General features: G+C 73.9%; 17 protein-coding genes. 7 read left to right on the forward strand and 10 right to left on the reverse strand.

Annotation, left to right across the window (positions count from 1 at the left end):
* Window positions 1-146 precede the first annotated feature (146 nt).
* The 4 genes from ACY0MR_RS14960 to ACY0MR_RS14975 all read right to left on the reverse strand — a co-directional run bounded on the left by ACY0MR_RS14960 (window position 147) and on the right by ACY0MR_RS14975 (window position 9,981).
* Complete coding sequence (locus tag ACY0MR_RS14960; RefSeq protein WP_388792782.1) at window positions 147-1,946, reverse strand: serine/threonine-protein kinase; 1,800 nt, start codon at window positions 1,944-1,946, stop codon at window positions 147-149.
* 135 nt (window positions 1,947-2,081) lie between these two features.
* Window positions 2,082-5,435 carry a protein kinase gene (locus ACY0MR_RS14965; RefSeq protein WP_473561139.1) on the reverse strand — a complete coding sequence of 1,118 codons (3,354 nt, stop codon included), beginning with the start codon at window positions 5,433-5,435 and terminating at the stop codon, window positions 2,082-2,084.
* A gap of 157 nt (window positions 5,436-5,592) precedes the next feature.
* A complete protein-coding gene (locus tag ACY0MR_RS14970) occupies window positions 5,593-8,043 on the reverse strand; it encodes a serine/threonine-protein kinase (RefSeq protein WP_473561141.1) in 2,451 nt (816 codons plus the stop codon).
* A 231-nt stretch (window positions 8,044-8,274) separates the two neighbouring features.
* Entirely contained in the window at window positions 8,275-9,981 is a 1,707-nt protein-coding gene (locus ACY0MR_RS14975; protein WP_388792776.1) for a glycerol-3-phosphate dehydrogenase/oxidase, read from the reverse strand.
* A 272-nt stretch (window positions 9,982-10,253) separates the two neighbouring features.
* Here ACY0MR_RS14975 and ACY0MR_RS14980 point away from each other — a divergent pair, with 272 nt between their 5' ends.
* Window positions 10,254-11,495: a nucleotide sugar dehydrogenase gene (locus ACY0MR_RS14980; protein WP_473561143.1), complete on the forward strand. Its 1,242-nt coding sequence runs from the start codon at window positions 10,254-10,256 to the stop codon at window positions 11,493-11,495.
* A 106-nt stretch (window positions 11,496-11,601) separates the two neighbouring features.
* A complete protein-coding gene (locus ACY0MR_RS14985) occupies window positions 11,602-12,135 on the forward strand; it encodes a hypothetical protein (RefSeq protein ID WP_473561145.1) in 534 nt (177 codons plus the stop codon).
* Between the two features lie 79 nt (window positions 12,136-12,214).
* Here the strand turns inward: ACY0MR_RS14985 and ACY0MR_RS14990 are convergent, their stop codons facing one another.
* The 4 genes from ACY0MR_RS14990 to ACY0MR_RS15005 all read right to left on the reverse strand — a co-directional run bounded on the left by ACY0MR_RS14990 (window position 12,215) and on the right by ACY0MR_RS15005 (window position 16,577).
* A complete protein-coding gene (locus ACY0MR_RS14990; RefSeq protein WP_361852114.1) occupies window positions 12,215-13,339 on the reverse strand; it encodes a GuaB3 family IMP dehydrogenase-related protein in 1,125 nt (374 codons plus the stop codon).
* A gap of 106 nt (window positions 13,340-13,445) precedes the next feature.
* The gene (gene guaB, locus ACY0MR_RS14995) at window positions 13,446-14,948 is read right to left on the reverse strand and encodes an IMP dehydrogenase (protein ID WP_388792772.1); all 1,503 of its coding nucleotides are present in this window, start codon (window positions 14,946-14,948) and stop codon (window positions 13,446-13,448) included.
* A 171-nt stretch (window positions 14,949-15,119) separates the two neighbouring features.
* Window positions 15,120-15,722 (reverse strand): sigma-70 family RNA polymerase sigma factor, encoded by a 603-nt coding sequence (locus tag ACY0MR_RS15000; RefSeq protein WP_030318557.1) that lies wholly within the window; start codon window positions 15,720-15,722, stop codon window positions 15,120-15,122.
* A 243-nt stretch (window positions 15,723-15,965) separates the two neighbouring features.
* Window positions 15,966-16,577 carry a response regulator transcription factor gene (locus ACY0MR_RS15005; RefSeq protein WP_003948568.1) on the reverse strand — a complete coding sequence of 204 codons (612 nt, stop codon included), beginning with the start codon at window positions 16,575-16,577 and terminating at the stop codon, window positions 15,966-15,968.
* A 429-nt stretch (window positions 16,578-17,006) separates the two neighbouring features.
* Here ACY0MR_RS15005 and ACY0MR_RS15010 point away from each other — a divergent pair, with 429 nt between their 5' ends.
* Window positions 17,007-17,396 carry a WhiB family transcriptional regulator gene (locus ACY0MR_RS15010; protein ID WP_388792769.1) on the forward strand — a complete coding sequence of 130 codons (390 nt, stop codon included), beginning with the start codon at window positions 17,007-17,009 and terminating at the stop codon, window positions 17,394-17,396.
* 70 nt (window positions 17,397-17,466) lie between these two features.
* Here the strand turns inward: ACY0MR_RS15010 and ACY0MR_RS15015 are convergent, their stop codons facing one another.
* Window positions 17,467-18,384: a LysR family transcriptional regulator gene (locus tag ACY0MR_RS15015; protein WP_388792767.1), complete on the reverse strand. Its 918-nt coding sequence runs from the start codon at window positions 18,382-18,384 to the stop codon at window positions 17,467-17,469.
* 81 nt (window positions 18,385-18,465) lie between these two features.
* Here ACY0MR_RS15015 and ACY0MR_RS15020 point away from each other — a divergent pair, with 81 nt between their 5' ends.
* Window positions 18,466-19,140 carry an MOSC domain-containing protein gene (locus tag ACY0MR_RS15020; protein WP_404079401.1) on the forward strand — a complete coding sequence of 225 codons (675 nt, stop codon included), beginning with the start codon at window positions 18,466-18,468 and terminating at the stop codon, window positions 19,138-19,140.
* 50 nt (window positions 19,141-19,190) lie between these two features.
* Entirely contained in the window at window positions 19,191-19,964 is a 774-nt protein-coding gene (locus ACY0MR_RS15025) for an SDR family NAD(P)-dependent oxidoreductase (protein WP_388792763.1), read from the forward strand.
* 146 nt (window positions 19,965-20,110) lie between these two features.
* Here ACY0MR_RS15025 and ACY0MR_RS15030 read toward each other — a convergent pair whose 3' ends face one another.
* On the reverse strand, window positions 20,111-21,925 hold the full coding sequence (locus tag ACY0MR_RS15030; protein ID WP_473561150.1) for a DUF2264 domain-containing protein: 1,815 nt from the start codon (window positions 21,923-21,925) through the stop codon (window positions 20,111-20,113).
* A gap of 209 nt (window positions 21,926-22,134) precedes the next feature.
* On the opposite strand from ACY0MR_RS15030, the gene ACY0MR_RS15035 reads away from it, so the two are divergent.
* The gene (locus ACY0MR_RS15035; protein ID WP_404079405.1) at window positions 22,135-23,232 is read left to right on the forward strand and encodes a substrate-binding domain-containing protein; all 1,098 of its coding nucleotides are present in this window, start codon (window positions 22,135-22,137) and stop codon (window positions 23,230-23,232) included.
* A 121-nt stretch (window positions 23,233-23,353) separates the two neighbouring features.
* Window positions 23,354-24,682, forward strand: a complete 1,329-nt coding sequence (locus ACY0MR_RS15040; protein WP_361852090.1) for an ABC transporter substrate-binding protein — start codon at window positions 23,354-23,356, stop codon at window positions 24,680-24,682.
* Window positions 24,683-24,684 lie beyond the last annotated feature (2 nt).

Here is a 24,684-nt window from a genome sequence, read left to right on the forward strand (position 1 = left end):
AGCGTAAGCGCCCCCCGGCCCTTTGGGTACCCGTCGGTAACGCGTTTTCACCGGGTGCCCACATCGCGCCAGCGATCACTGGCACATAAGGCCTGATCAGGGGCTTATGGCTGCGGGACGGCCCGTTTCCGAGTTTCCGGACCGCTTCAGTCGCCCGGGGCCCGCCAGTGCTGGAGGACGACGTCGAACTGCTCGCGGGTGGTCTCCCAGCTCGACTCCGGCGACGACATGTAGATCGCGTACTCCGTCCCGTCCTCGGCGTAGTACATGAGGTCGATCGCGTGCCTCGGCCCGGGGAAGTTCTGCTTCTCCATCCAGGTGAACTCCCACAGGCTGGAGCGCACCTGGTCGCGGTAGGTGGTCTGGCCGAGCTTGATCCGGGTGTACTCCATGCGCTTCGCGACGATGCGCTCCAGGTCGAGCGCGTGCATGTACGGGTTCTCGAAGTCGGGGCTGGGATCGACGTTGATCCGGATGCGGTGGCGGCCGTTGTCCGGGGTGTAGTCGATGTTGTCGCCCTCCGTCTGCCGCTTCCAGCCCTTCGGCACGGCCAGGCTGAACCCCTCCGGGTCCTCGACGCGCTGCCAGCCCTCCGGGACGTCGCCGGGGACGCCCTGCGTGGCCGTGGCGGAGGCGGGGCCGGTCGCCGTGACCCGGCCGCCGCCGGCCGGGTCGCCGCCCGAGTCGTTCATGGCGGCGAAGACCGCGCCGCCCGCGACCAGCCCGGCGAGCAGGGCGGCCAGCACGGCGGTGCGCCAGCTCCGGCCGCCGCCGGAGGCACCGCCGGAGACGGCGGGCGCGCCGCGCGGCGGCACGACCGTGGGTGGGGAACCCGGTCCCGGCGATCCCTGCGGCGACGGGGACTGCTGAGCGCTCTGGAGCGAACGGGACGGGTGCGCCGAGTGAGTCGTGTGGGAGGGCGGGGCGGGCTGGGGCCACGGAGTGGTGACCGGCGGCGCCGCGGCACGGGCCGTGCCCGTCGGGCCCGGGCCGTCGGGGTCCTCCCCCAGCGTGACGAGGTCGTCGCCGGAGACCGAGCCGTCCCCGCCGGTGTCCAGGTCCTCCCGCACCACGCGCTGGGTCGGGACGTACGCCTGCGCCGCCGCCGGCGACCGCCCCTCCATCGCGTCGAGCAGCATCCGCCCGGCCTCGTCCGCCTGCGGCCGCTGCGTGGGGTCCTTCCGCAGCAGGGCCACGATGACGGGGGCGAGCGGCCCCGCCTTCTCCGGGTACGGCGGCTCCTCGGCCACCACGGCCTGCATGGTGCTGATCGGAGAGGTGCGGCGGAACGGCGAGGTGCCCTCGACCGCCGTGTACAGGGTCGCGCCGAGCGACCAGAGGTCGGAGGCGGGACCGGGGTCGCCGCCCCGCACCCGCTCGGGCGCCAGATAGTCGATGGAACCGACGAGTTCGCCCGTCCGGGTGATCGTCGCGTCGCCCTCGATCGCCGCGATCCCGAAGTCGGTGATCAGGACGCTGCCGTCCCGGGCGAGCAGGACGTTGCCCGGCTTGACGTCCCGGTGGAGCACCCCGGCCGCGTGCGCCGCACGCAGCGCCCCGAGGACGTGCAGGCCGATCCTCGCCGCCTCGTGCGGGTCGAACGGGCCCTTCTCCTTGGCGGCGTCGGCGAGCGAGGGACCGTCGACGTACTGCATCACGATCCACGGCCGGTCGTCGTGCTCCAGGACGTCGTGGACGGTCACCACGCCCGGATGCGTGATCCGCGCGGCGGCCCGCGCCTCCTTCTGCGTCCGGGCGTGCAGCACCAGGCGGTCGGCCTCGGCCACGAACCGGCCGGCCGTCAGCTCCTTGACCGCCACGACGCGGTGCAACACCTCGTCGTGGGCGCGCCAGACCTTGCCCATGCCGCCGCGTCCGATGGACTCGCCCAGCCGGTAACGCCCGGCGAGCAGCAGCCCCGTGCCTGTGCTCTGAGAATGTTCCACTTGCCCCCGCCCGTTCCTTCGGATGACAGGTTACGGAGGGGGGTGCTCGTCGCGGAACCTCGGGGCGGTCATAGGAACAGCACTGTGACCGGGGGCCGATGGGCGATCCGGGCACCTCCGCCCGCCCCGACCGGCTCAGCGGCCCGGGCGGAACCCCTTCGTGGCCTCGTCGAAGATCTCGGAGACCTTGGAGCGGTCGTTCTTCGGGCCGATGACCTGGACGACGTGGTACCTGCCGTCGTGGATCATGGCGAGGTTGCGGACGAAGACCATACGGCCCGTGCTGTCCGGCCACAGGTAACTGCCCGTGGCCGTCACGGTCGTACCGATGGTGACCAGCCGCGTCTCCTGCACCTCGCCCCAGCTCGACGCGCGCGCGGGCTCCAGTTCGCGCTCCTTGGAGCTCTGGTACTCCAGCGGGTCGGAGCCGTTCGCGGCGACGCTGTCCCGGCCGGGCACCACGATCATCGTGAAGTCGCCGCTGGTGTAGCGGACTTGCCCGGCGTCGTTGAGCGGGCTGCGCCGCCAGCCGTTCGGCACGCCGATCCGGAACCCCTCGGGGTCCTGCCGCAGCGCGTACCCGGCGGCGAGCGCCGGGGCCGAGGGATCCGCGGCCGGCGGGGTGGTCCGCGGAGTGGCCGGCGGGCCCGAGCTCGGCTGCTCCGTGGCCGGCGGCGTCGTACCGGACGGCGGGTTCGCGGGCGCGGTCGTCCGCGGGGCCGGACCGGAGGGCGAGGCGGACCCGCCGGGCGTCTCCCCGTCACGGGGCATGAAGAGCACGGCGTACGCGACGGCACCGCCGAGCAGCAGGAAGACGAGGACCAGGAGCGTGCGGCCGAGCGACCGCGGGGAACCCGGCGGGCGGCCGCCGCGCGGCCCCTTTCCGGCGCGCGGCGCCCGGGGCCCCCGGGACGCGCGCTGCGGGATCTCCTCGTGGTACGACTCCTGGAACTCCTCCCGGTACTCCTCGCGGACGCCGGCTCCCGCCGGGGCCGCCCCGAACTCCCGTGCCGCGAGCTCCTCGTGGCGGCCGTACGACCGGTCCGGGACGCGCGTGTCCCCGCCGCGCCGCCGGTGGCGGTGCCGGCCCGCGCCCGCTCCCCCGCGCCGGCGGCGGACCAACTCCCCGCGCCGCCGCACGATCGGCAGCCGCGTCTCGTCGAAGGACGGCAGCGGGACGACTCCGACACCGGCCTCGGGCTCCGGGGCCGAGCGGACGAGGGAGCGCAGCCAGCCGCGCAGCTCCTCGAAGTCGGGGCGCTCGGTGGGGTCCTGGCGCAGCAGGGACTCCACCACGGGGCGCAGCGGGCCGCACTCCTCGGCGAAGGCGGGCGGCTCGGCGCAGACCAGCTGGACGAGCTCGGCCGCGCTGTCCTCGGGGTAGGGGGCGTGGCCCTGGACGGCCCGGTAGAGGAGCGCGCCGAGGGCCCACAGGTCGGTGGCGGGGCCGATCGGCGGGGCGAGGCGCCAGTTCTCGTGGACGGGGCCGGCCTGCTCGGGCGCCCAGCGCTCGGTGACGGCCCCGACGACCGCGATCCGGGTGTGCCGGGCCCGCTCGGCGGCGAGCCGGGTGGTCGGGCCGCGGTCGGCGGCCCGGCTCCGGGCCGGGATCACGGCCGGCTCCAGGGCGGTCTCGCGGTCGCCCGCGGGGACCGGGAGACGTGCGGGGTCGGGTGTCGCGGCCGTGTAGCCCGCGGGCAGGGCCGGGCGGCCCGAACCGGGCAGCACGGGGCCGCGCCCGGGCCCCGAACCGCCGGCCGGGATCGGCGGCGAGCCGTCCCGCGAGGCGTGCGGGCCGTCGCTCCAGTTGCCGGCCAGCATCACCCGCGGCGGCGGACCCGACTGCGGGCCCCCGCCGTACGGCTCGTCGCCCTCGTCCTCGTCGTCCTCGTCGTCGTCCGCCACCCGCGCCCACCACTGCGGCTCGGGCGCGCCGGCCGCCTGCGCGGTCGGCGGCGGGGGCGGGTCCGCCGGCGCGGGGCCGGTCGGCGGCGGGGGCGGGTCCGCCGGCGCGGGGCGCTGCGCGGGCAGGGCCCCGGCCTCGCCGAGCTTGGCGGCGGCGCGCGCACCGGCCCGGTAGGCGGCGATGGCCCCGGCCCGGGCGGCCCGTACGTCCGCGGTCGGGGGCGCGGCCGCGGGCTGCGTCTCGGCGGCGGGCGCGGCGGGCAGCGCCCGTCCGTAGGGATCGGTGCCGTAGCCGCCGGGGCCGTATCCGTAGGGCGAGGCGGTGGCGGTGGTGTCCTCGTGGTCGGGCGCGGCGTCGCCGGGACCCGACTCGGCCCGGTACGGCCCGGGTTCGGCCCGGTGGGGGTCGGACTCGACCTGGTCCGGGCCCGACTCGACGTCGTCCTGGTCGGGTGCGCGGAGGTCCTGGTCGGGTACGAGCAGGTGGGGGGCCGGTTCGGAGGCGTGCGAGGACGGCCCGGGGAGATGCACCTCGTCGGCGTACCCCCCGCCGAAGCCGTAGCCGTACGCCGGCGGTGTGCGCTCCGGCCGCTCGGCGCCGGGCGCGCCCCGGGTCTCCGGCGGGCCGTCGTCCGCCGCCCCGTACCCGTCTGCCCCGTACCCGTCCGCGCCGTACTTCTCGACCGGGTACCCGTCCGCGCCGTACCCGTCCGCCGGGTACTCGTCCGCGCCGTACATCTCCGCCCGGTACCCGTCCGCGCCGTAGGGGACGTGCCCGTCGGTCTCCTCGTGGACCTCCGCCTCGTACGGCTCGGAGCCGTACTCCTCCGGGTCGTCGTCCCCGGATCCGTACGCCTCGCCGTACTCCTCTCCGTACCCCTGGCCGTCCTCCTCCGCGTCCTGCCCCCGCGCGTCGTACGCGTCGGAGCCGGGCCCCGCCGCGTACTCCTCCGCGGGCGCCTGCCACGCGGCCGTCTCCGGGTCGGGCTCGGGCGCGTACCCGCAGAGGGCCTCCTCCGCGGCGCCCACCGCGAGGCCCGTGAGGACCACCCGGCCGTCGTCGCAGACGAGCACCGTCCGCGCGGTGATGTTGCGGTGCACCCACCCGTGGGCGTGCAGCGCACGCAGGGCGGTGAGGACGTCGGCGCCGATCTCGGCGGCGCGGTAGGGGTTCAGCGGCCGCTCGGCGAGGAGCGCGGCCAGCGGCCGGGCCGCTATGCGTTCGCTCACTATCCAGAGCGAACCGGCCTCCGCGAAGACGTCGAAGACCTGGTCGAGCAGGGGGTGGTCGGGGATCTGCGCGGCGGCCTGGGCCGCCTCGATCGCCCGGCGCACCACGGGCTCCGCCGGACGGCGGGTCGCCCGCCCCGCGGCGCCGTAGGGACCCGCGGGACCGCCGTCGCCGTCGAGCACCTCCGCGTCGACGAACTCCGGCAGCGGCACCCGGCGGACCAGGACCTCCTGCCCGCTGTAGGTGTCGAAGGCGCGCGTCTCGGCCGGATCGTAGGCGTCCGTGTCCGCGTCGGCCGGCGGCAGCGGCAGGCGGTAGCGGTCCGCGAGCACCCTTCCCGCGTAGTCGTCCACGACGCCTCCCCACGCGCGCGCTGTCCCCCGTGGACCCGCGGATCCCCCGGGATCGGGCGGGATCACGCGAGTCCGACAATTCCGGTCCGGCAGCGTGCAGTTATCGGCTCTGTTCGGCTGCGTACGGTCCGCGAACTCTCACGATACGTGCAGCCGGTCAATCCTTGGGGCTGAACGTGGCGAACGCCGTCTCGCGCAGCGTCCGGCACTCCTCCCCGTTCCACTCCTCCGCCTTGCAGCTGACCATGATGGAGTAGCCGTGCCGGGCGTCCACCTTGAAGCCGCGGTTGAGCACATGGACCCGCATACCCTGCTGGGTGCGTTCGAACTCCCAGTCGGCGACGGTCGGGTAGCCCTTGTAGGAGACCGTCCTGATGCCGAAGTGCTTGTAGTTCTTGCTGGTGGCGGCCACGCCGATCTTGCCGAGTTCCCAGGCCGCCGCGGCGTTGTCCTTGGGGCTGGAGTTGAAGTCGACCTGGACGCGCGGGAAGCCGCCGCTCTTGCTGAATATCCCGCCGCCGCTGTAGCCCGGTATCGGGCGGAGCGTGAAGTCGCCGGGCATCGCCATCGAGAAGTGGAAGCGGTCGTTGGTGACGAGGGTGTAGCCCGCGGGCAGCTGCGTGCCGGTGCCGCCGGGCTTGCCGCTCGGCGTGGTGCCGGTGCCGTTCGACCCGCCGGACGCGGTGGTGCCGGTCGCGCCGTCGCCACCGGTCGCCCCGTTGGACCCGGTGTCTCCGGGCTGGGCGCCGCCCTGCTGGCCGGCGCCGCCGGTCGACTGGCCCTTGCCGCCGTCCGCGCCGCCCGCCCCGGTGGAGCCGTCGCCGCCCGCGGAGGCGCCCGCCGAGGCCGTGGTGCCGCCGTCCCCCTTGCCCTGGTCGCCCTCGCCGCCGCCCCGGAGGGAGACCGCGAGGATCGTCCCGAGGAGGGCGAGCACGGCGACCGCCGCGATGATGATGAGGGTCCGGCGCGGCACCACGTCGGTCAGGGCCGCGCGGGACGAGGCCGGTCTGCCGGCGCCGCGCGCGGCGGTACCCGCCGCCGTCCGGCCGGCCGGGGCCGACGCGTTCCACGGCTCCGCCTTCGCGGAGGCCGCCGCGTTCCGCACGGAGTTCAGGGCACCGCGCATCCGGTCGGTCTCGGGCGCCGTGCTCCGGTCGGCCGCACGCGGCGCCGGGGGCTGATCGGGGCGCGGCGGCAGCGGTACGACCCGGGTGACCTCGGGCGAGACCGGGGGCGCCGGTTCGGGTGCGTCGAGCACGGCGAGCAGCAGGACGCGCGCGCCCGCGTCGTCGAGCCGCTGGGCCGGGTCCTTGGCGAGGAGGCCGTAGATGACCTTCTCCAGCTCGGGGCCCGCGTTCTTGGGCGGGTCGACCGGCTCGGTCATCACCGCCGTGAGGGTGGCGATGGCGGAGCCCTTGTCGTACGGCGGGCTGCCCTCGACCGCCGCGTAGATGAGTCCGCCGAGGGACCACATGTCGGCGGCGGGGCCGGGCTTGTGGCCGCGGGCGCGCTCGGGCGAGATGTACGAGGGGGCGCCGACGAGCATGCCGGTGGAGGTGATCGAGGGGTCGCCCTCGACCTGGGCGATGCCGAAGTCGGTGAGGACGACCCGGCCGTCCTCGGCGATCAGCACGTTGGACGGCTTCACGTCGCGGTGCAGGATGCCCTCGCGGTGCGCCGAGCGGAGCACGTCGAGGATGGCGAGGCCCACCTCGGCGGCGCGCCGGGGCGTGAGCGTGCCGTCCTCGCGGACCGCGTCGGCGAGGGACTTGCCCTCGATGAGCTCCATGACGATCCACGGGCGGTCGTCCTCGTCGACGACGTCGTAGACGGTCACGGCGCCGTTGTTGCGGATCCGGGCGATGGCCTTGGCCTCGCGCAGGGTCCGGGTGATGAGGCGGCGCTTCTCGTCGTCGTCGATGCTGGTGGGGAAGCGGAGTTCCTTGACGGCGACCGTGCGGCCGAGGGTCTCGTCGACCGCGCGCCACACCGTGCCCATGCCGCCGCGGCCGAGGATCCCGCCGAGCCGGTAGCGCCCGGCGAGCAGCCGGCCCTCGTTGACCGGGGTCTTGCGCATCCGGTCGCCACCGGTGCCGCGCGGGGAGCGCGGAGCCGGGGTGCGGTCGCTCTCGCCGTCGCCGTCGCCCGCGCCGAACCCGGCCCGTCCGGTCGACGGCTCGGTCCCCCGCAGCCGTCCGCCCGACGCGCCCTGAACGTCCTTCACGTCCGCACCGCCCGGGGCGTCCTGAACGTCCTTCACGTCCCGCGGACGCGTGTCCTCCGGTTCCCCGGCGCGGGGGTCCTTCGCGTCCCCGGCGCGCGGGTCCGCCGGGGCGGCGTCCACCGGGCCCGCCGGGTCCGCGGACGTCGCCGGCTCGGCGGGTTCCGCGGTCGGCGTGGAGGACCCGGAGGACGCAGCCGACTGCCCGGCCTCCTCCGCACCCCGCTCGACCTGCGCGTTCTTCGCGTCCTGTGTGTCCGTCGCGTCGTCCCGCTCCGGCTCACGCGCGGCCGGGACCACCCCTCGGTCGCCGTCGGTCGCGGCCCCCGCGGCGGCGTCCCGCCCGGGGTCCTTCGCCGTGTCCCGCGACTGCTCCGCCTCCGACATGCGTCCCCTCTGCGATCCCTGATCTTCGCCGCGTCTGCCGCTTCCCGCGCGATGCGGTAACCCGCCCTGGAAGAGAGGCCATTGTCCCTCACCTCAGGACGGGTGGCGTCCCCGGGTCCGTACTCCGGGATGACGACGCCCCCGCACACCCCCCAGGTTCCCACCCGCGGCGGGCGACCCGGTCCCTCTTCGGCGGAACGGGCGGCCGACGCGCGTCCCGCCGGCGTCCCGTCAGATCGGCACGATGTCCGGAGCGCCGAGCCGGGCGGCGTCCGCCGTCAGGTCGTCGGGCTGCCGCTGCGACTCCCGCTCCGCCTCGACGCGCTTCTCGTAGTGCTCGATCTCCTTCTCGATCTGGTGCTCGTCCCAGCCGAGCACCGGCGCCATGAGCTCCGCGCACTCGCGGGCGCTGAGCGTCCCCCGGTCGAAGGTCTCGATGGAGATCCTGGTGCGCCGGGTGAGGACGTCGTCGAGATGGCGGGCGCCCTCGTGGGAGGCCGCGTAGACGATCTCGGCCCGTAGGTAGTCGTCGGCGGCCGGCAGCGGTTCGGCGAGGGAGGGATCCGCGGCGATGAGGTCGAGGACCTGCTCCGTCAGGGAGCCGTACCGGTTCAGGAGATGCTCGACGCGGACGACGTGGAGGCCGGTGCGCGCGGCGATCCTGGCCCGCGCGTTCCACAGGGCCCGGTAGCCCTCGGCGCCGAGCAGCGGGATGTCCTCCGTGACGCAGGGGGCGACCCGCTGGTCGAGGCCGTGGACGGCCTCGTCGACGGCGTCCTTGGCCATGACGCGGTACGTCGTGTACTTGCCGCCGGCGACCACGACGAGTCCGGGCACCGGGTGGGCGACGGTGTGCTCGCGGGACAGCTTGCTGGTGGCGTCGGACTCGCCGGCCAGCAGGGGGCGCAGTCCCGCGTAGACGCCCTCGACGTCGTCCCGGGTGAGGGCGGTGGCGAGCACGGTGTTCACGTGCTCCAGGAGGTAGTCGATGTCCGCGCTGGACGCGGCGGGATGGGCCTTGTCGAGGTCCCACTCGGTGTCGGTGGTGCCGACGATCCAGTGCCGGCCCCAGGGGATCACGAAGAGCACGGACTTCTCGGTGCGCAGGATGAGCCCGGTGGAGGAGTGGATGCGGTCCTTGGGGACGACGAGGTGGATGCCCTTGGAGGCGCGGACGTGGAACTGGCCGCGCTCGCCGATCAGGGCCTGGGTGTCGTCGGTCCACACCCCGGTGGCGTTGACGATCTGCTTGGCCCGGATCTCGTACTCCGCACCGGCCTCGACGTCCTCGACGCGGGCGCCGACGACCCGGGCGCCCTCGCGCAGGAAGCCGGTGACGCGGGCCCGGCTCGCGGCCAGGGCGCCGTACGACGCGGCGGTGCGCACGAGCGTGGTGACGAAGCGGGCGTCGTCCATCTGGGCGTCGTAGTACTGGAGGGCGCCGACGAGCGCGTCCTTCCTGAGGCAGGGGGCGACCCGCAGCGCGCCCCGCCGGGACAGGTGCCGGTGGACGGGCAGGCCCCGGCCGTGGCCGGAGGAGAGCGACATCGCGTCGTACAGCGCGACGCCCGAGCCGGCGTAGAACCGCTCCCAGCCCTTGTGCTGGAGCGGGTAGAGGAAGGGGACCGGCTTCACCAGGTGGGGCGCCAGCCGCTCCAGGAGCAGTCCGCGTTCCTTGAGCGCCTCCCGGACCAGGGCGAAGTCCAGCATCTCCAGGTAGCGCAGGCCGCCGTGGATGAGCTTGCTGGACCGGCTGGAGGTGCCGGAGGCCCAGTCGCGGGCCTCGACGATGCCGGTGGAGAGGCCTCTCGTGACGGCGTCCAGCGCCGTCCCGGCGCCGACCACCCCGGCGCCGACCACCAGCACGTCCAGCTCGCGCTCGGCCATGGCCGCGAGCGCCTCGGCGCGCTCGGCGGGTCCCAGTGTCGCTGTCCTCACGGCTTGCCTCCCGTCGTCCCCCGTCGTTCCCCGTCACCTGGGCACGCGAACCGGGCCCCGTGGTCCGGCTCACAGCTCGATTCTGTCCCTCCCCGGCGACTTCAGCCACCGCCTCGCCACCGACCTGTGGATAACACTCGGCGACCTTCGGCCTCCCAATGCGGCATATCGGTCATATTTACGCCTAGTCTGACATTGCGCTCGACCCGTTCTGTCCACCGGGCTTGCGCGTCGCGCTCCCTCCGGCTACCGGGAAGGACGGCCCACCCCCCATGCCCGCTGATCTCGCCGTCATCGGCCTCGGCCACCACGGACTCCCCCTGGCCCAGGCCGCCACCTCCGCAGGCATCGGCACCGTCGGCTACGACACCGATCCGCGCTCCGTCGCCGAACTCGCCGCCGGACGCTCCCCCGTCGACGGCTCGCTCACCGTCCCGGAGATCCGCCGGATGCTCTCGGGGGGCTTCCGGCCGACCGCCGACCCCGCCGCACTCGGCCGGGTCCGCACCGCCGTCCTCTGCGCCCCTACCCCGCCCGGACCCGACCACGCCCTCGACCTCACCGGGGTCGCCGACGCGGCCCGCGCCCTCGCCGCCCGGCTGCGCCCCCACACCACCGTCATCCTCGAATCCCCCGTCCCCCCGGGCACGACCGAGGGCCTGCTCCGCGAGCTCCTCGAAGCGGGCTCGGGCCTGCGCGCCGGACGCGACTTCCACCTCGCCTACTCCCCCGGCCGCCTCGACCCCGGCAGCCGCACGCACGGCTTCGCCAGCACGCCCAAGGTCATCGGCGGCCTCACCCCGGCCTGCACGGAGGCGGCGGCCGCCTTCTACGGCCGGCTCACCGACAAGGTGGTACGAGCGCGTGGCCCCCGCGAGGCGGAGACGGTCAAGCTCCTGGAGACCAACTTCCGGCACGTCAACATCGCCCTGGTCAACGAGATGGCGGTGCTCTGCCACGAACTCGGCGTCGACCTGTGGGACGTCATCCGCTGCGCGGAGACCAAGCCCTTCGGCTTCCAGGCCTTCCGGCCCGGCCCCGGCGTCGGCGGCCACGGCGTCCCCGTCGACACGGTCGGCGGCCACCGGCCGCTGCGCCTCGTCGAACTCGCCGGCCAGGTCAACGAACGCATGCCGCAGTACGTCGTCCAGCGCGCCGCCACCCTCCTCAACGAGCACGGCAAGTCGGCCCGCGGCGCCCGGGTCCTGCTGCTCGGCATCACGTACAAGCCCGACCTGCCGGACCGCCAGGGCTCCCCCGCCGACGAGATCGCCCGCCGGCTGATGGACCTCGGCGCCACCGTCAGCTACCACGACCCGCACGTCCCCGACTGGCGCGTCCGCGAACTCCCCGTCCCCCGCGCGGACTCGCTGTACGAGGCCGCCGCCCACGCCGACCTGACGGTGCTGCTCCAGCACCACCGCACGTACGACCTCCAGGGGCTCGCGGTGAAGGCCCAGCTCCTCCTCGACACCCGCGGCGCCACCCCCGGCGGTGCGGCACACCGCCTCTGACCAGGCACGGCACCCGTAAACCCTGAGACACCGTCACAGCCGGCTGCTACTCTCCGGGCTCTCGTTCGCACACCCGTGCGTCCACGTCCCCGGGGGGATCCACCGCATGAGCCAGCCCGTTCCGCCGCCGTCCGGCAACCCGTTCGCCGACGGCGCCGCGCCCGGCCCGTACACGCCGGCCCCGCCGCCGGCCCCGGCCCGCAGCAACCCCCGCCTCGGCCTGCTCGCCGGCGTCGCGGCCGCCGCCTTCGGCGCGCTCGTCCTCGGCTTCCTCATGCGCGCCATGGCCGAGGAGGACGGCAGCTACACCCAGCTCGGCATCCTCGCGCTCGCCGTCGGCGCCCTGGTCGGCCTCGCCCTCGGCAAGGTGGGCGGCTCCCACCCGGCCCTGCCGTTCGCGGGCGTGCTGCTCGCCCTGCTCGGCGTCTTCGCGGGCCAGCTCCTCGGCTACGCCATGATGATCAGCTGGTGGGCCGAGCTGGCCACGCCGTACCGGGCCCCGACCACGACCGAGATGCTCACCACGCACTTCTCCGACCTCTTCACCGCGTGGAAGGCCGAGCTCGGGGCGATGGACCTGCTCTTCTACGGCATCGCCGGATACGAGGGCTTCGCCCTCACCAGGAAGGTCTCCGCCTGACCCGCGCGACCGCTCGCGTCCGGACGCGGAAGGGGCCCCGCACCACCCGGTGCGGGGCCCCTTCCCGTGCGTGCGGCGGTCAGCGCCGGTGCTGCGAGTCCGCGACCGTGACCTCGACGCGCTGGAACTCCTTGAGCTCGCTGTAGCCCGTGGTGGCCATCGCGCGGCGCAGGGCGCCGAAGAAGTTCATCGAGCCGTCCGGGATGTGCGACGGACCGGCGAGGATCTCCTCGGTGGTGCCCACGATGCCCAGGTCGACCAGCTTGCCGCGCGGCACGTCCTCGTGGACGGCCTCCATGCCCCAGTGGTGGCCCTTGCCGGGCGCGTCCGTGGCGCGGGCCAGCGGGGAGCCCATCATGACCGCGTCGGCGCCGCAGGCGATCGCCTTCGGCAGGTCGCCGGACCAGCCGACCCCGCCGTCGGCGATGACGTGCACGTACCGGCCGCCCGACTCGTCCATGTAGTCGCGGCGGGCCGCGGCCACGTCGGCGACCGCGGTCGCCATCGGGACCTGGATGCCCAGCACGTTGCGCGTGGTGTGCGCCGCGCCGCCGCCGAAGCCGACGAGGACACCCGCGGCACCGGTGCGCATCAGGTGCAGGGCCGCGGTGTACGTGGCGCAGCCGCCGACGATGACCGGGACGTCGAGCTCGTAGATGAACTGCTTCAGGTTCAGCGGCTCGGCCGCGCCCGAGACGTGCTCGGCGGAGACCGTGGTGCCGCGGATCACGAAGATGTCCACGCCGGCGTCGACGACGGCCTTGGAGAACTGGGCGGTCCGCTGCGGGGACAGCGCGGCGGCGGTGACGACACCGGAGTCGCGCACCTCCTTGATGCGCAGGCCGATCAGCTCTTCCTTGATCGGGGCCGCGTAGATCTCCTGCAGACGACGGGTGGCGGTCGCCTCGTCCAGCTCGGCGATCTCGTCGAGCAGCGGCTGCGGGTCCTCGTGCCGGGTCCAGAGACCCTCCAGGTTGAGGACGCCGAGACCGCCCAGCTCTCCGATGCGGATCGCGGTCTGCGGCGACACGACCGAGTCCATGGGCGCGGCCAGGAAGGGGAGCTCGAAGCGGTAGGCGTCGATCTGCCAGGCGATCGAGACCTCCTTCGGGTCCCGGGTGCGCCGGCTCGGGACGACGGCGATGTCGTCGAACGCGTACGCCCTGCGGCCGCGCTTGCCGCGCCCGATCTCGATCTCAGTCACGATGTGTGGCCTTTCCCTCTACGTCTGCGCCTACCAGTATCCCCGACACAAGCGTGGGGGGCGGCTCCGGCCACATGCCGGAACCGCCCCCACGCGTCGCGCTGTGTTACTTCCTGCTGTAGTTCGGCGCCTCGACCGTCATCTGGATGTCGTGCGGGTGGCTCTCCTTGAGGCCCGCGGACGTGATCCGGACGAAGCGGCCGTTCTCCTGGAGCTCCGGAACCGTGCGGCCGCCGACGTAGAACATCGACTGGCGCAGACCGCCGACCAGCTGGTGCACGACCGCGGCGAGCGGGCCGCGGTAGGGCACCTGGCCCTCGATGCCCTCGGGCACGAGCTTCTCGTCGGAGGCGACGCCCTCCTGGAAGTAGCGGTCCTTGGAGAAGGAGCGCTGCTCGCCGCGGGACTGCATGGCGCCGAGCGAGCCCATGCCGCGGTACGACTTGAACTGCTTGCCGTTGATGAAGAGCAGCTCGCCCGGGGACTCCTCGCAGCCCGCGAGCAGCGAGCCGAGCATCACGGTGTCCGCGCCGGCGACGAGCGCCTTGGCGATGTCGCCGGAGTACTGCAGACCGCCGTCGCCGATCACCGGGACGCCGGCCGCCTTGGCGGCGAGGGAGGCCTCGTAGATCGCGGTGACCTGCGGGACGCCGATGCCGGCGACGACGCGGGTGGTGCAGATGGAGCCGGGGCCGACGCCCACCTTGATGCCGTCGACACCGGAGTCGATGAGCGCCTGGGCGCCGTCGCGGGTGGCGATGTTGCCGCCGATGACGTCGACGGAGGAGTTCGACTTGATCTTGGCGACCATGTCGCCGACCAGCCGGGAGTGGCCGTGGGCGGTGTCGACGACGATGAAGTCGACACCGGCCTCGATCAGGGCCTGGGCGCGCTCGTACGCGTCGCCGGCGACACCGACGGCGGCGCCGACGAGCAGCCGGCCCTCCTTGTCCTTCGCGGCGTTCGGGTACTTCTCCGCCTTGACGAAGTCCTTGACCGTGATGAGGCCCTTGAGGATGCCGCCCTCGTCGACCAGGGGCAGCTTCTCGATCTTGTGGCGGCGCAGCAGCTCCATGGCGTCCACGCCGGAGATGCCGACGTGGCCGGTGACCAGCGGCATCGGGGTCATGACCTCGCGCACCTGGCGGCTGCGGTCGGTCTCGAAGGCCATGTCGCGGTTGGTGACGATGCCGAGGAGCCGGCCGGCCGGGTCGGTCACCGGGACGCCGCTGATGCGGAACTTGGCGCAGATCGCGTCGGCCTCGGCGAGCGTGGCGTCGGGGTGCACCGTGATCGGGTCGCTGACCATGCCGGACTCGGAGCGCTTCACGAGGTCGACCTGGTTGGCCTGGTCGGCGATGGAGAGGTTGCGGTGCAGCACGCCGACACCACCCTGCCGCGCCATGGCGATCGCCATGCGGGACTCGGTGACCTTGTCCATCGCGGCGGAGAGGAGCGGGATGTTCACCCGCACGTTCTTCGAGATGTACGAGGCGGTGTCGATCTGGTCGGGCGCCATGTCGGACGCGCCCGGCAGGAGCAGGACGTCGTCGTAGGTCAGCCCGAGTGTCGCGAATTTCTCGGGCACTCCGTCGACGTGTGCAGTCATGACACCTTCCCCAAATGGCCTTGATCGGTGCGGATGTCCATGCTAACGGGCCGGAGCGGTGTCTCATTCCACGATCAAGATCAGCCGCGAGCTTTGGACGTTCCCACGTGTACGAAAGGGCCGAAAGCCCCCGGCAACGCTTACGGACCGGCCACCGGCGACCGTCGTGGACTACTGCTCCGCGAGCGCCCGCAGCCGGCTGAGCGCGCGGTGCTGGGCGACCCGAACGGCTCCCGGGGACATGCCGAGCATCTGCCCGGTCTCCTCGGCGGTGAGCCCCACCGCGACGCGCAGCACGAGCAGTTCGCGCTGGTTCTCCGGGAGGTTGGCGAGCAGCTTCTTGGCCCACTCGGCGTCGTCGCTGAGGAGCGCGCGCTCCTCCGGGCCGAGGGAGTCGTCGGGCCGCTCGGGCATCTCGTCGGAGGGGACGGCCGTGGACCCCGGGTGCCGCATGGCGGCCCGCTGGAGGTCGGCGACCTTGTGCCCGGCGATGGCGAAGACGAAGGCCTCGAAGGGCCTGCCCGTGTCCTTGTAGCGCGGGAGCGCCATCAGGACGGCCACGCAGACCTCTTGGGCCAGGTCCTCGACGAAGTGCCGGGCGTCGCCCGGCAGCCGGTTGAGGCGGGTGCGGCAGTAGCGCAGCGCGAGCGGATGCACGCGCGCGAGGAGGTCGTGGGTCGCCTGCGCGTCGCCCTCGACCGCCCGGTGCACGAGCGCGCCGATCTCCCCCTGCCCGGCAGGCATGGGGGACCCCACGGTCTCGTCGTCGCGCATCGCTCCATGGTGCCCCGACGCCTCGGCGTTCGTGGCACCGCGTCCATAGTTGTGCACCGAAGCGTTATGAGCAGGTGCGCCGGAACTCATCTCCCGCGCCCTCCCCTCCCGCTCGATCGACTCGTCCCCGAGGAACTCCACATCTCAAGGATGCGGCATCGCGCCGGGAAGTGACACAAGCCCGCCCCGTCCACCCCGCGACGCACGCGGACGGGGACGGGGAGGTGGCCGGCGACCTGCGATTCAGCGGACCAGGCCCCAGCGGAATCCGAGGGCGACCGCGTGCGCCCGGTCCGAGGCGCCCAGCTTCTTGAAGAGCCGCCGGGCATGGGTCTTGACGGTGTCCTCGGAGAGGAAGAGCTCGCGTCCGATCTCGGCGTTGGAGCGGCCGTGGCTCATGCCCTCCAGCACCTGGATCTCGCGCGCGGTGAGGGTGGGCGCGGCGCCCATCTCGGCCGAACGGAGGCGTCGGGGGGCGAGCCGCCAGGTCGGGTCGGCGAGGGCCTGGGTGACGGTGGCCCGCAGTTCGGCGCGCGAGGCGTCCTTGTGCAGGTACCCGCGGGCGCCGGCGGCGACCGCGAGGGCGACGCCGTCGAGGTCCTCGGCGACCGTCAGCATGATGATGCGGGCGCCGGGGTCCGCGGAGAGCAGCCGGCGGACGGTCTCCACGCCGCCCAGACCGGGCATGCGTACGTCCATCAGAATCAGGTCCGAGCGGTCCGCGCCCCAGCGGCGGAGGACTTCCTCGCCGTTGGCCGCGGTCGTCACGCGCTCGACGCCGGGCACGGTCGCGACCGCGCGGCGGAGCGCCTCTCGGGCGAGCGGGGAGTCGTCGCAGACGAGAACGGATGTCATGCCTGACCTCCGCGGCTCTCGCAGCTGTAGCGCGTCACCTTGAGCCTCCAGGGCTGTACGTAATCGTCACCTGTGCGATTGACGCTCTCGGACACCTGCCCGATCGCTTGTTCCTTCAACCGCCTCCGCACTCTCAACGACGGTCACTCGAAAGAGTTACGGGTCGGACGGCACCCTTCGGCACTCTACGTGAGGGGTCGTGCGCGGAGGAGAGCGACGCGACCCTTCTGTCCACCATCGAAAGCTATGCCCCATTTAGCGGGATTTCTTCCCTTTTCGCGGTGTCTGTGGCTAGATTCGCAATGAGTCATATTTACATCTACTTAGACAGTAGGTGTACCGACCCGGACCCACGGGGCCGAGGACCCCGCCATCAGCCATCCACCCGCCCACCAATCCGTTCGACACGGTTTCAAGGGGACAAGCGCAATGGCAGATTTCTCCCGCCTTCCCGGACCCAACGCCGATCTGTGGGACTGGCAACTGCTCGCGGCCTGCCGCGGCGTCGACAGCTCCCTGTTCTTCCACCCCGAGGGAGAGCGCGGCGCGGCACGGAGTGCGCGTGAGAACTCGGCGAAAGAGGTCTGCATGCGGTGCCCGGTACGCGCGGAGTGCGCGGCACACGCACTCGCCGTCCGGGAGCCCTACGGCGTATGGGGCGGCCTCACCGAGGACGAACGCGAAGAGCTCATGGGACGCGCGCGCAACCGCCTGATCACAGCGGCGCCGGCGACGGCGCCGGTCGCGTCCGCGGCGTCCGTGACATCCATGACGACATCGGCGACGGCGACCGGCCGGCCGATGGGGGAGCGCATGTGAAGGAACGTTTCCTCAGCTAAGCGACGAACCCGAGCACCCGACAGGACCGGAGCCGTGCCCACGCGCGTGCCTACGCGCGCGTGGCGGCCCGGGTCAGCTCGTCCAGGGTGGCGGCGACGGCCGGGACCTGCGCCAGGTCGGGCAGGGTCAGGGCCACGATCTCCCGCTCCACGGCGGGCTCCACGACCACGGTCCGCGCCCCCCTGGGGCGTACCGACTCGATGGCCAGCTCGGGCAGGACCGCCACGCCGAGCCCGGCGCCGACCAGGCCCACCACCGCCGGGTAGTCGTCGGTGGCGAAGTCGATGCGGGGGGTGAAGCCCGCCTCCTCGCACACGTCCACGAGCTGCCGGCGGCACCGCGGGCAGCCCGCGATCCAGGACTCGTCGGCCAGCTCGGCCATGCCCACGGAGCCCGCCCCGGCGAGCCGGTGCCCCTCGGGGACCAGGCCCACCAGACGGTCGGCCAGGATCGGGCGGACGACCAGGTCGTCCCACTCCCCCTGGCCGTCGGCCGGCCGGCCGCCCGAGCCCGCGCCGTAGCGGAAGGCGAGGGCCACGTCGCAGTCGCCCTCGCGCAGCATCTCGATCGACCGCGGCGGTTCGGCCTCGACCAGCGAGACGCGGGTGCCGGGGTGCGCGGCCCGCAGCGCGGCGAGCGCGGTGGGGACGAGCGTGGAGCTGCCGCTCGGGAAGGAGACCAGCCGGACCCGGCCCGCGCGGAGCCCGGCGATCGCGGCGACCTCCTCCTCGGCCGCGGTGAGCCCGGCGAGGATGCCGGAGGCGTGGCGGACCAGGACCTCACCCGCCTCGGTGAGGCGCATCTCGCGGCCGGTGCGGATGAGCAGCGGCGTGCCGGCCGAGCCTTCGAGGGCCTTCATCTGCTGGCTGACGGCGGGCTGGGTGCAGCCCAGTTCGCGCGCGGCGGCCGAGAACGAGCCGGTGGCGGCGACGGCACGCAGGACGCGGAGATGACGAGCCTCGATCATGGGATCCAGCATAAGCGGCTCTTGGATGGGAGCCCGCTTTTCAGCGTGCCGCTTTGAGATGGGTGCCCGTAAAGTGCCTTCATGACCTTGCTGAGTGTGAATGTGGGCCGCGCCCGGGCCGTGGACTACACCGAGTCGGCCACCGGCCTGACCGCGATCGACAAGCGCCCCGTCGAGGGGCCGGTCCGGATCGAGGCGCCCGGGGCGCCGGGCGTCGGCCGGAGCGGACTCGCCGGGGACACCGTCTGCGACCTCCGCTTCCACGGCGGCGACGACCGGGCCGCGTACGCCTTCGCCCGCGAGGACCTGGACCGCTGGGAGCGGGAGCTCGGCCGCCCGCTCGCCAACGGCTGCTTCGGCGAGAACCTCACGACGCGCGGCGTCGACGTGAACGGCGCCCTGATCGGCGAGCGCTGGCGGATCGGCGGGGAGGTCGTCCTGGAGGTCACCGGCGGCCGCATCCCCTGCCGCACGTTCGCCGGCTTCCTTGAGGAGAAGGGCTGGGTCAAGCGGTTCACGCAGTCCGACGCCGGTCCCGGCGCGCTGCTGCGGGTGATCGTGCCGGGCGAGATCCGCGCCGGAGACCCGGTCACGGTCGTCCACCGGCCCGACCACGACATCACCGTCGCACTGCTCCACCGCGCCGCGACCACCGAACGCGCCCTGCTGCCGCGGACGTTGGCCGCCGCCGAGTGGATGGAGTCCGGACTGCTGGAGCTCGCACGCCAGTACACGGAGAAGTACGCGCGCACGTAGTCGGCGGTACGCGGACAAGAGGGCCCTCGGACGGGCACTACCGTGCCCGTATGACGACTGCACTGATTACGGGGGCCACCGCGGGCATCGGGGCCGCTTTCGCACGGAGGCTCGCGGCCGACGGCCACGACGTCGTGCTCGTGGCCCGGGACGTGAAGCGGCTCCGGGAGCAGGCGACGGAGCTGCACGACCGCCACGGCATCGAGGCCGAGGTGCTCGCCGCGGACCTCGCCGAGGAGAAGGGCATCGCCGCCGTCGAGGCCCGGCTCTCGGACCCGAAACAGCCGGTGGACATGCTCGTGAACAACGCCGGCTTCGGCAACAAGGGGCGCTTCCTGGAGGTGTCCATGGCCGACGAGCTGAAGATGCTCACGGTGCACTGCGAGGCGGTGCTGCGGCTGACCTCGGCGGCGGCCGCCCCGATGCGGGAGCGCCGTCGGGGCTCCGTGGTCAACGTCGCCTCGGTGGCGGCGTTCGTGCCGCGCGGCACGTACGGGGCGTCGAAGGCCTGGGTCGTGCAGTTCACCCAGGGCGCCGCGCGGGACCTGGCGGGCAGCGGCGTGCGGCTGATGGCGCTCTGCCCGGGCTTCGTGCGGACCGAGTTCCACGAGCGGGCCGGGATGGGGACGGACAACATCCCGGGCTGGATGTGGCTCGACGCGGACAAGCTGGTGACGGCGGCGCTCGCGGACCTGGACCGGGGCCGGACCCTGTCGATCCCCGATCCCCGTTACAAGGCCCTCATGGGCGTGGTGAAGCTGGCCCCGCGCGGGCTCCTCGGCGGCGTCTCCTCCAGGGCGGGCCGCAAGTACGGCCCGAAGTAGCCCGGGCACCCGTCCGGTTCGCCCGGAGCCGTCCGCCCCGACCTCGCGCCCGATCGGTTCGCCCGGGCCTCACGCCCGGCCCGTTCGCCCGACCTCGCGCCCGGTCCGGCTCTCGGCCCGTTCGCCCCGCCGTCACCCCCGCCCGCTCACCCGGCGAGTTCGTCGAGGTCCAGCCGCGCGGTGCCGCCGTCCCGCCAGGTGACGTGCAGGGCGCGGCCGGCGATCCGGACGGCCGCGAGGTCCGCGACGGGCGCCGGGGCGGGCTCGGCGGTGAGCGAGGCGAGCGCGACGAAGAGCGCGGCCGGACCGCTCGTGGTGCCGTGCAGGACGAGGATCCGGCTGCCGGGGCCCTGGAGGGTCTCCCCCGCGGGGAGTTCGGCGGGCCCTCCGTCCCGCCGGTAGCCGTGCACCGGGTGCAGTTGGGCGTGCGGTCCGCCGGGGGTGACGGCCCAGCCGGTCTGCCGCACGGGCGTCCCCTCCGGGGCGCCGAGGACCAGGTGGGCGCGGACCTCGGCCCGCCCGTGGGCGAGGGTCGCGGAGACGACCCGGACGCCGGGGCACGGGGTGTGCCGGGAGGCGGCCCAGCCGGGGCCGGTGCCGGCGGGGGCGGCGGGTCCCCGGGTGGTGGGCGTCCCTCCGACGAGCAGCGCGAAGTGGTTGTCGGCGGGGGCCGGTGCGGCGGTCGGTCCCGTGCGGGTCGCGTAGGCGAGGCGGGCGTAGCCGGGGTCGTCCTCGCCGCCTGCGGCGCTGTGCACGTGGTTGCTGCCGTGGTTGTGGAGGCGGACGAGTCCGTCGGCGGCGGTGGTCTGGACGAGCAGCCCGGCCGGGGCGAAGGGACGTACGGTGTCGCCCCGTTCGGCGGGCAGGGCCTCCTCGGGGTCGACCCAGGCGGGGTGGTCCGCGGGCAGGAGGAGGCCGAGGAACCCCTTGGACGCCCAGTACGGCGAGCCGGGGCCCGAGTACTCCTGGACCAGGGGCGCGTACGGGCGGTGCCAGCCGAGGGTGAGCAGCCCGTCGGGGTCGGCGGCGCCGCGGTCGAGGAAGTGCCGCAGGGTGCCGGAGGCGAGGCGGCGGGTGGCGCCCGGGGTGAGCGGGGTGTGGCCGGTGAGGGCGCCCAGCCAGGGGGCGGCGGCCGCGGCGAAGCGGTAGATGAGGGAACGGCCGTACGGCAGGGGCGCGCCGTCGGCGTCGAAGAGGTGGACGTAGTCGGCGAGGTGGGCGCGGAGGCGGGGGCCGTACCGGTCGAGGAGCTCCCGGTCCCCGGCCAGGTGGGCGTGCAGGACCGGGTAGAAGTGCAGGGCCCAGGCGTTGTAGTGGTCGAAGGCGCGGTTGTCGCCGTCGCTGTACCAGCCGTCGCCGAGGTACCACTCCTCGATGCGGGCGAGGGAGCGGTCGACGGTGGCGGCGGCCCGGTCGGTGTCGACGCCGGCGTCCCGGAGGAAGCCGGCGACGGTGAGGCCGAACAGCCACCAGTTGTTGTCGACGGGGGACGGTCCGAGGGCGGGGCGGAGCCAGTCGGCGACCCGGTCCCGGGTGCGGTCGTCGAGCCGGTCCCAGAGCCACGGGCGGGTGAGCCGGAGGCCGAGGGCGACCGAGGCGGCCTCCACGACCGCCTGGCGGGTGTCGGTGGTGCGGGGCCAGGAGTCCTCGTCCGCGTGTCCGGGCTTCTCGGTCCCGGCGGCGAGCCCTTCCGCGTACCGGGCGAGGTGTCCGTGCGGGTCCTCGCCGCGTGCGCCCGCGACCCGGAGCGCGGCGAGGAGGAAGGTGCGGGCCCAGCCCTCCAGGCCGTCGGAGCGGGCCCCGGACCAGCTGGGGCGGGGGCCGGGCAGGTCGATCAGGCCGTGCCGGGGGGAGGCGAACGGGCGTACCGCCAGAAGGAGGCGGTCGGCCGCGGTCTCCCAGTGGGCACGGGTCCAGCCGGTGTACGGGCTGAGCTCACGGTTCTCGGGCGGCGTGGGCATGATGCTCCCTGTGGCTCCCCGGAGGCTCGCCCGGGTACGTTTCCGGGCTTCCCGCGGTGACGACGGCGTCGCCGGGAATCCTGGACAGACTCCGATCGAACGTCAAGGGATCCGGAGCGAATGATCGAATTTCCTTCCGTTCGATCATTCAGGGGCCGCCTGTGATCTAAGGTCGGGGAACCACCACCACCGCGAGGGGGAACTGCGCCGTGCGCGAGAGTGCTGCCGAACGACACGACCGACTGCTGGCCCTGGTGCGCGAGCGCGGCACCGCCCGCGTCGCCGAACTGGCCGAGCGGCTGGGGGTCTCCCCCGTCACCGCCCGCCGGGACGTCGAACTCCTGGCCGGCCGCGGCCTGCTCGACCGGGTCCACGGCCAGGTGTCCTGGCCCGAGCGGCGGGGCGCCGCGGGCGGCGGACGGACCGGCGAGGGCCTGGTCCTCGGCCTCCTCGCCCCCTCCGCCACGTACTACTTCGCCGAGGTCATCCGGGGTGCGCACGAGGCGGCCGCCCGCGCCGGCGCCCGGCTCGTGCTGCGCGTCTCGGACTACCGGCCGGAGGAGGACCGGGCGCGCACCGAGGGCCTGCTCGCGGCCGGCGCCGAGGGCGTCCTCGTCGCCCCCGGCTGGCGGGGCCCCGAGGACCAGCGCGCGTACGGGGACTGGCTCGCCGAACTCCCCGTGCCGACCGTGCTCCTGGAGCGCCGGGCCGAGCCCGGCAGCCCGCTCGACGGCCTCGACCGGGTCGCGTCCGACCACGCCCACGGCGTCCTGCTCGCCCTGCGCCACCTGCTCTCCCTCGGGCACGCGACCCCGCTCCTGGTGGCCCGCCGGGACTCGCCGACGGCGCTCGCGGTGCGCGCCGGCTACGCCGAGGCGCTGGACGCCCTGGGCCTCGCCGAGCCGCGCCCGGTCATCGACTCCGTACCGGCGGAGGCCGACCCCGAGGGCTTCGAGCGGGCGGTGCGGGCACTGCACGAGGCGGTCGACTCGGGGCTGGCGGGCGCGGCGCTGGTGCACAACGACGTGGACGCGATCGAGATCGTGCAGCGGCTCGCCGAGCTGGGCGTCCGGGTGCCCCAGGACCTGGCCCTGATCGCGTACGACGACGAGGTCGCCGCGCTCGCCGACACCCCGCTGACCGCGGTCGCGCCGCCGAAGCGGCAGGTGGGACGGCACGCGGCGGAACTCCTGGTGGAGCGGCTGACCGAGGGGCCCGAGGAGGACGCGGCACGGCGCCACCTGGGGCTGCTGCCGAGGCTGCGGGTCCGGGACTCGTGCGGGGCGGGCGCGGCGCCGACCGACTGAGTCCCGACCCCGTTCGATCTGATCTTTTTTCGATCAATCAATCTTTCGCTCTTGACTTCGGTCATGAACGGTCACAGGATCACGGCCACAACCTCCCCGCCGCCCCTTCAGGAGTCGTGCCGTGACCCGTAGTTGGAGCAGAACGTCCCGCGTCATAGCCGGCACCGCCACCGCCCTCGCCGTCCTCACGGCCTGCGGCGGCAGCGGTGACGACCCGGCGAACAGCACGGCCGGCAAGCCCGGCGGACCCGTGACCCTCACCTTCTGGGGCTGGGCCAAGGGCTCCAAGGACGTCGTCGACGCCTTCAACGCCTCCCACACCGACATCCGCGTGAAGTTCGAGGAGATCCCCTCCGGCACCGCCGGCGGCTACGCCAAGATCTCCAACGCGGTGAAGGCCGGCAACGCCCCCGACCTCGTCTCCATCGAGTACTCCTCGCTCCCCGAGTTCGTGAGCTCCGGCGCCCTCCAGGACATCGGCGGCGAGTTCACCGAGGCCGACCGCGCAGGGCTCCTCCCGCAGACCGTCGAACTCACCACCCTCGGCGGGAAGTCCTGGGCCGTCCCCTTCGACGCCGCCCCGCAGGCCTTCTTCTACCGCAAGGACCTCTTCGCGAAGTACAAGGTCCAGGTCCCCACCACCTGGGACGAGTTCAGGAAGGCCGCCGAGCAGGTCAAGAAAGCCGACGCCAAGGCCCGCATCGCCACCTTCTTCCCCGACGACCCGACCACCTTCGAGGCCATGGCCTGGCAGGCCGGCGCCCAGTGGTTCAAGGCCGAGAACGACACCTGGAAGATCGACACCACCGACCCGGCCACCACCAGGGTCGCCGGCTACTGGCAGGGACTCCTCGACGCCGGACTCGTCCACAAGAACGCCTCCTTCAGCCCCGAGTGGACCGGCTCCCTCAAGAACGGCACCACCATCGGCTACCTCGGCGCCTCCTGGGGCGCGGGCGTCCTCAAGGGCACCCTGCCCGAGCAGGACGGCAAGTGGGCCGTCGCCCCGATGCCCAGCTGGGACGGCAAGCCCGCCAGCGGCATGCTCGGCGGCACCTCCTTCGCCGTGACCAAGGACAGCCGGCAGAAGGCCGCGGCCGTCGCCTTCGCCGAGTGGATGTCCACCACCGAGGAGGGCGTCAAGGCCCGCATCGCCTCCGGCACCTCCTCCGCCTTCCCCGCGGCCACCGCGCTCCGCCCCGTCGCCAAGAAGGCCTTCGACGCGCGCTACTACGGCGGCCAGGACATCTACGCCCTCTTCGAAGCCGCGGGCTCCTCCATCAGCCCGAACTGGGCCTGGGGCCCGACCACCGGCACCACCAACACCGCCATCAAGGACCACTTCGGCAAGATCGCCCAGGGCGGCCCCGGCATCACCGACGCCGTCAAGGCCGGCCACGACGCCACCGTCGCCGAACTCACCAAGCGCGGCCTGAAGGTCGAGGGCTGACC

The organism is Streptomyces sp. JN8 (genome assembly GCF_055808075.1).

Excerpts from the sequence above, each read along its gene's own strand:
- ACY0MR_RS14970 (WP_473561141.1), bottom strand. The coding sequence starts at position 8,043 with ATGTCGGAGGCGGAGCAGTCGCGGGACACGGCGAAGGACCCCGGGCGG.
- ACY0MR_RS14980 (WP_473561143.1), top strand. The coding sequence starts at position 10,254 with ATGCCCGCTGATCTCGCCGTCATCGGCCTCGGCCACCACGGACTCCCC.
- ACY0MR_RS14985 (WP_473561145.1), top strand. The coding sequence starts at position 11,602 with ATGAGCCAGCCCGTTCCGCCGCCGTCCGGCAACCCGTTCGCCGACGGC.
- guaB (WP_388792772.1), bottom strand. The coding sequence starts at position 14,948 with ATGACTGCACACGTCGACGGAGTGCCCGAGAAATTCGCGACACTCGGG.
- ACY0MR_RS15000 (WP_030318557.1), bottom strand. The coding sequence starts at position 15,722 with ATGCGCGACGACGAGACCGTGGGGTCCCCCATGCCTGCCGGGCAGGGG.
- ACY0MR_RS15005 (WP_003948568.1), bottom strand. The coding sequence starts at position 16,577 with ATGACATCCGTTCTCGTCTGCGACGACTCCCCGCTCGCCCGAGAGGCG.
- ACY0MR_RS15010 (WP_388792769.1), top strand. The coding sequence starts at position 17,007 with ATGGCAGATTTCTCCCGCCTTCCCGGACCCAACGCCGATCTGTGGGAC.
- ACY0MR_RS15015 (WP_388792767.1), bottom strand. The coding sequence starts at position 18,384 with ATGATCGAGGCTCGTCATCTCCGCGTCCTGCGTGCCGTCGCCGCCACC.
- ACY0MR_RS15020 (WP_404079401.1), top strand. The coding sequence starts at position 18,466 with ATGACCTTGCTGAGTGTGAATGTGGGCCGCGCCCGGGCCGTGGACTAC.
- ACY0MR_RS15025 (WP_388792763.1), top strand. The coding sequence starts at position 19,191 with ATGACGACTGCACTGATTACGGGGGCCACCGCGGGCATCGGGGCCGCT.
- ACY0MR_RS15030 (WP_473561150.1), bottom strand. The coding sequence starts at position 21,925 with ATGCCCACGCCGCCCGAGAACCGTGAGCTCAGCCCGTACACCGGCTGG.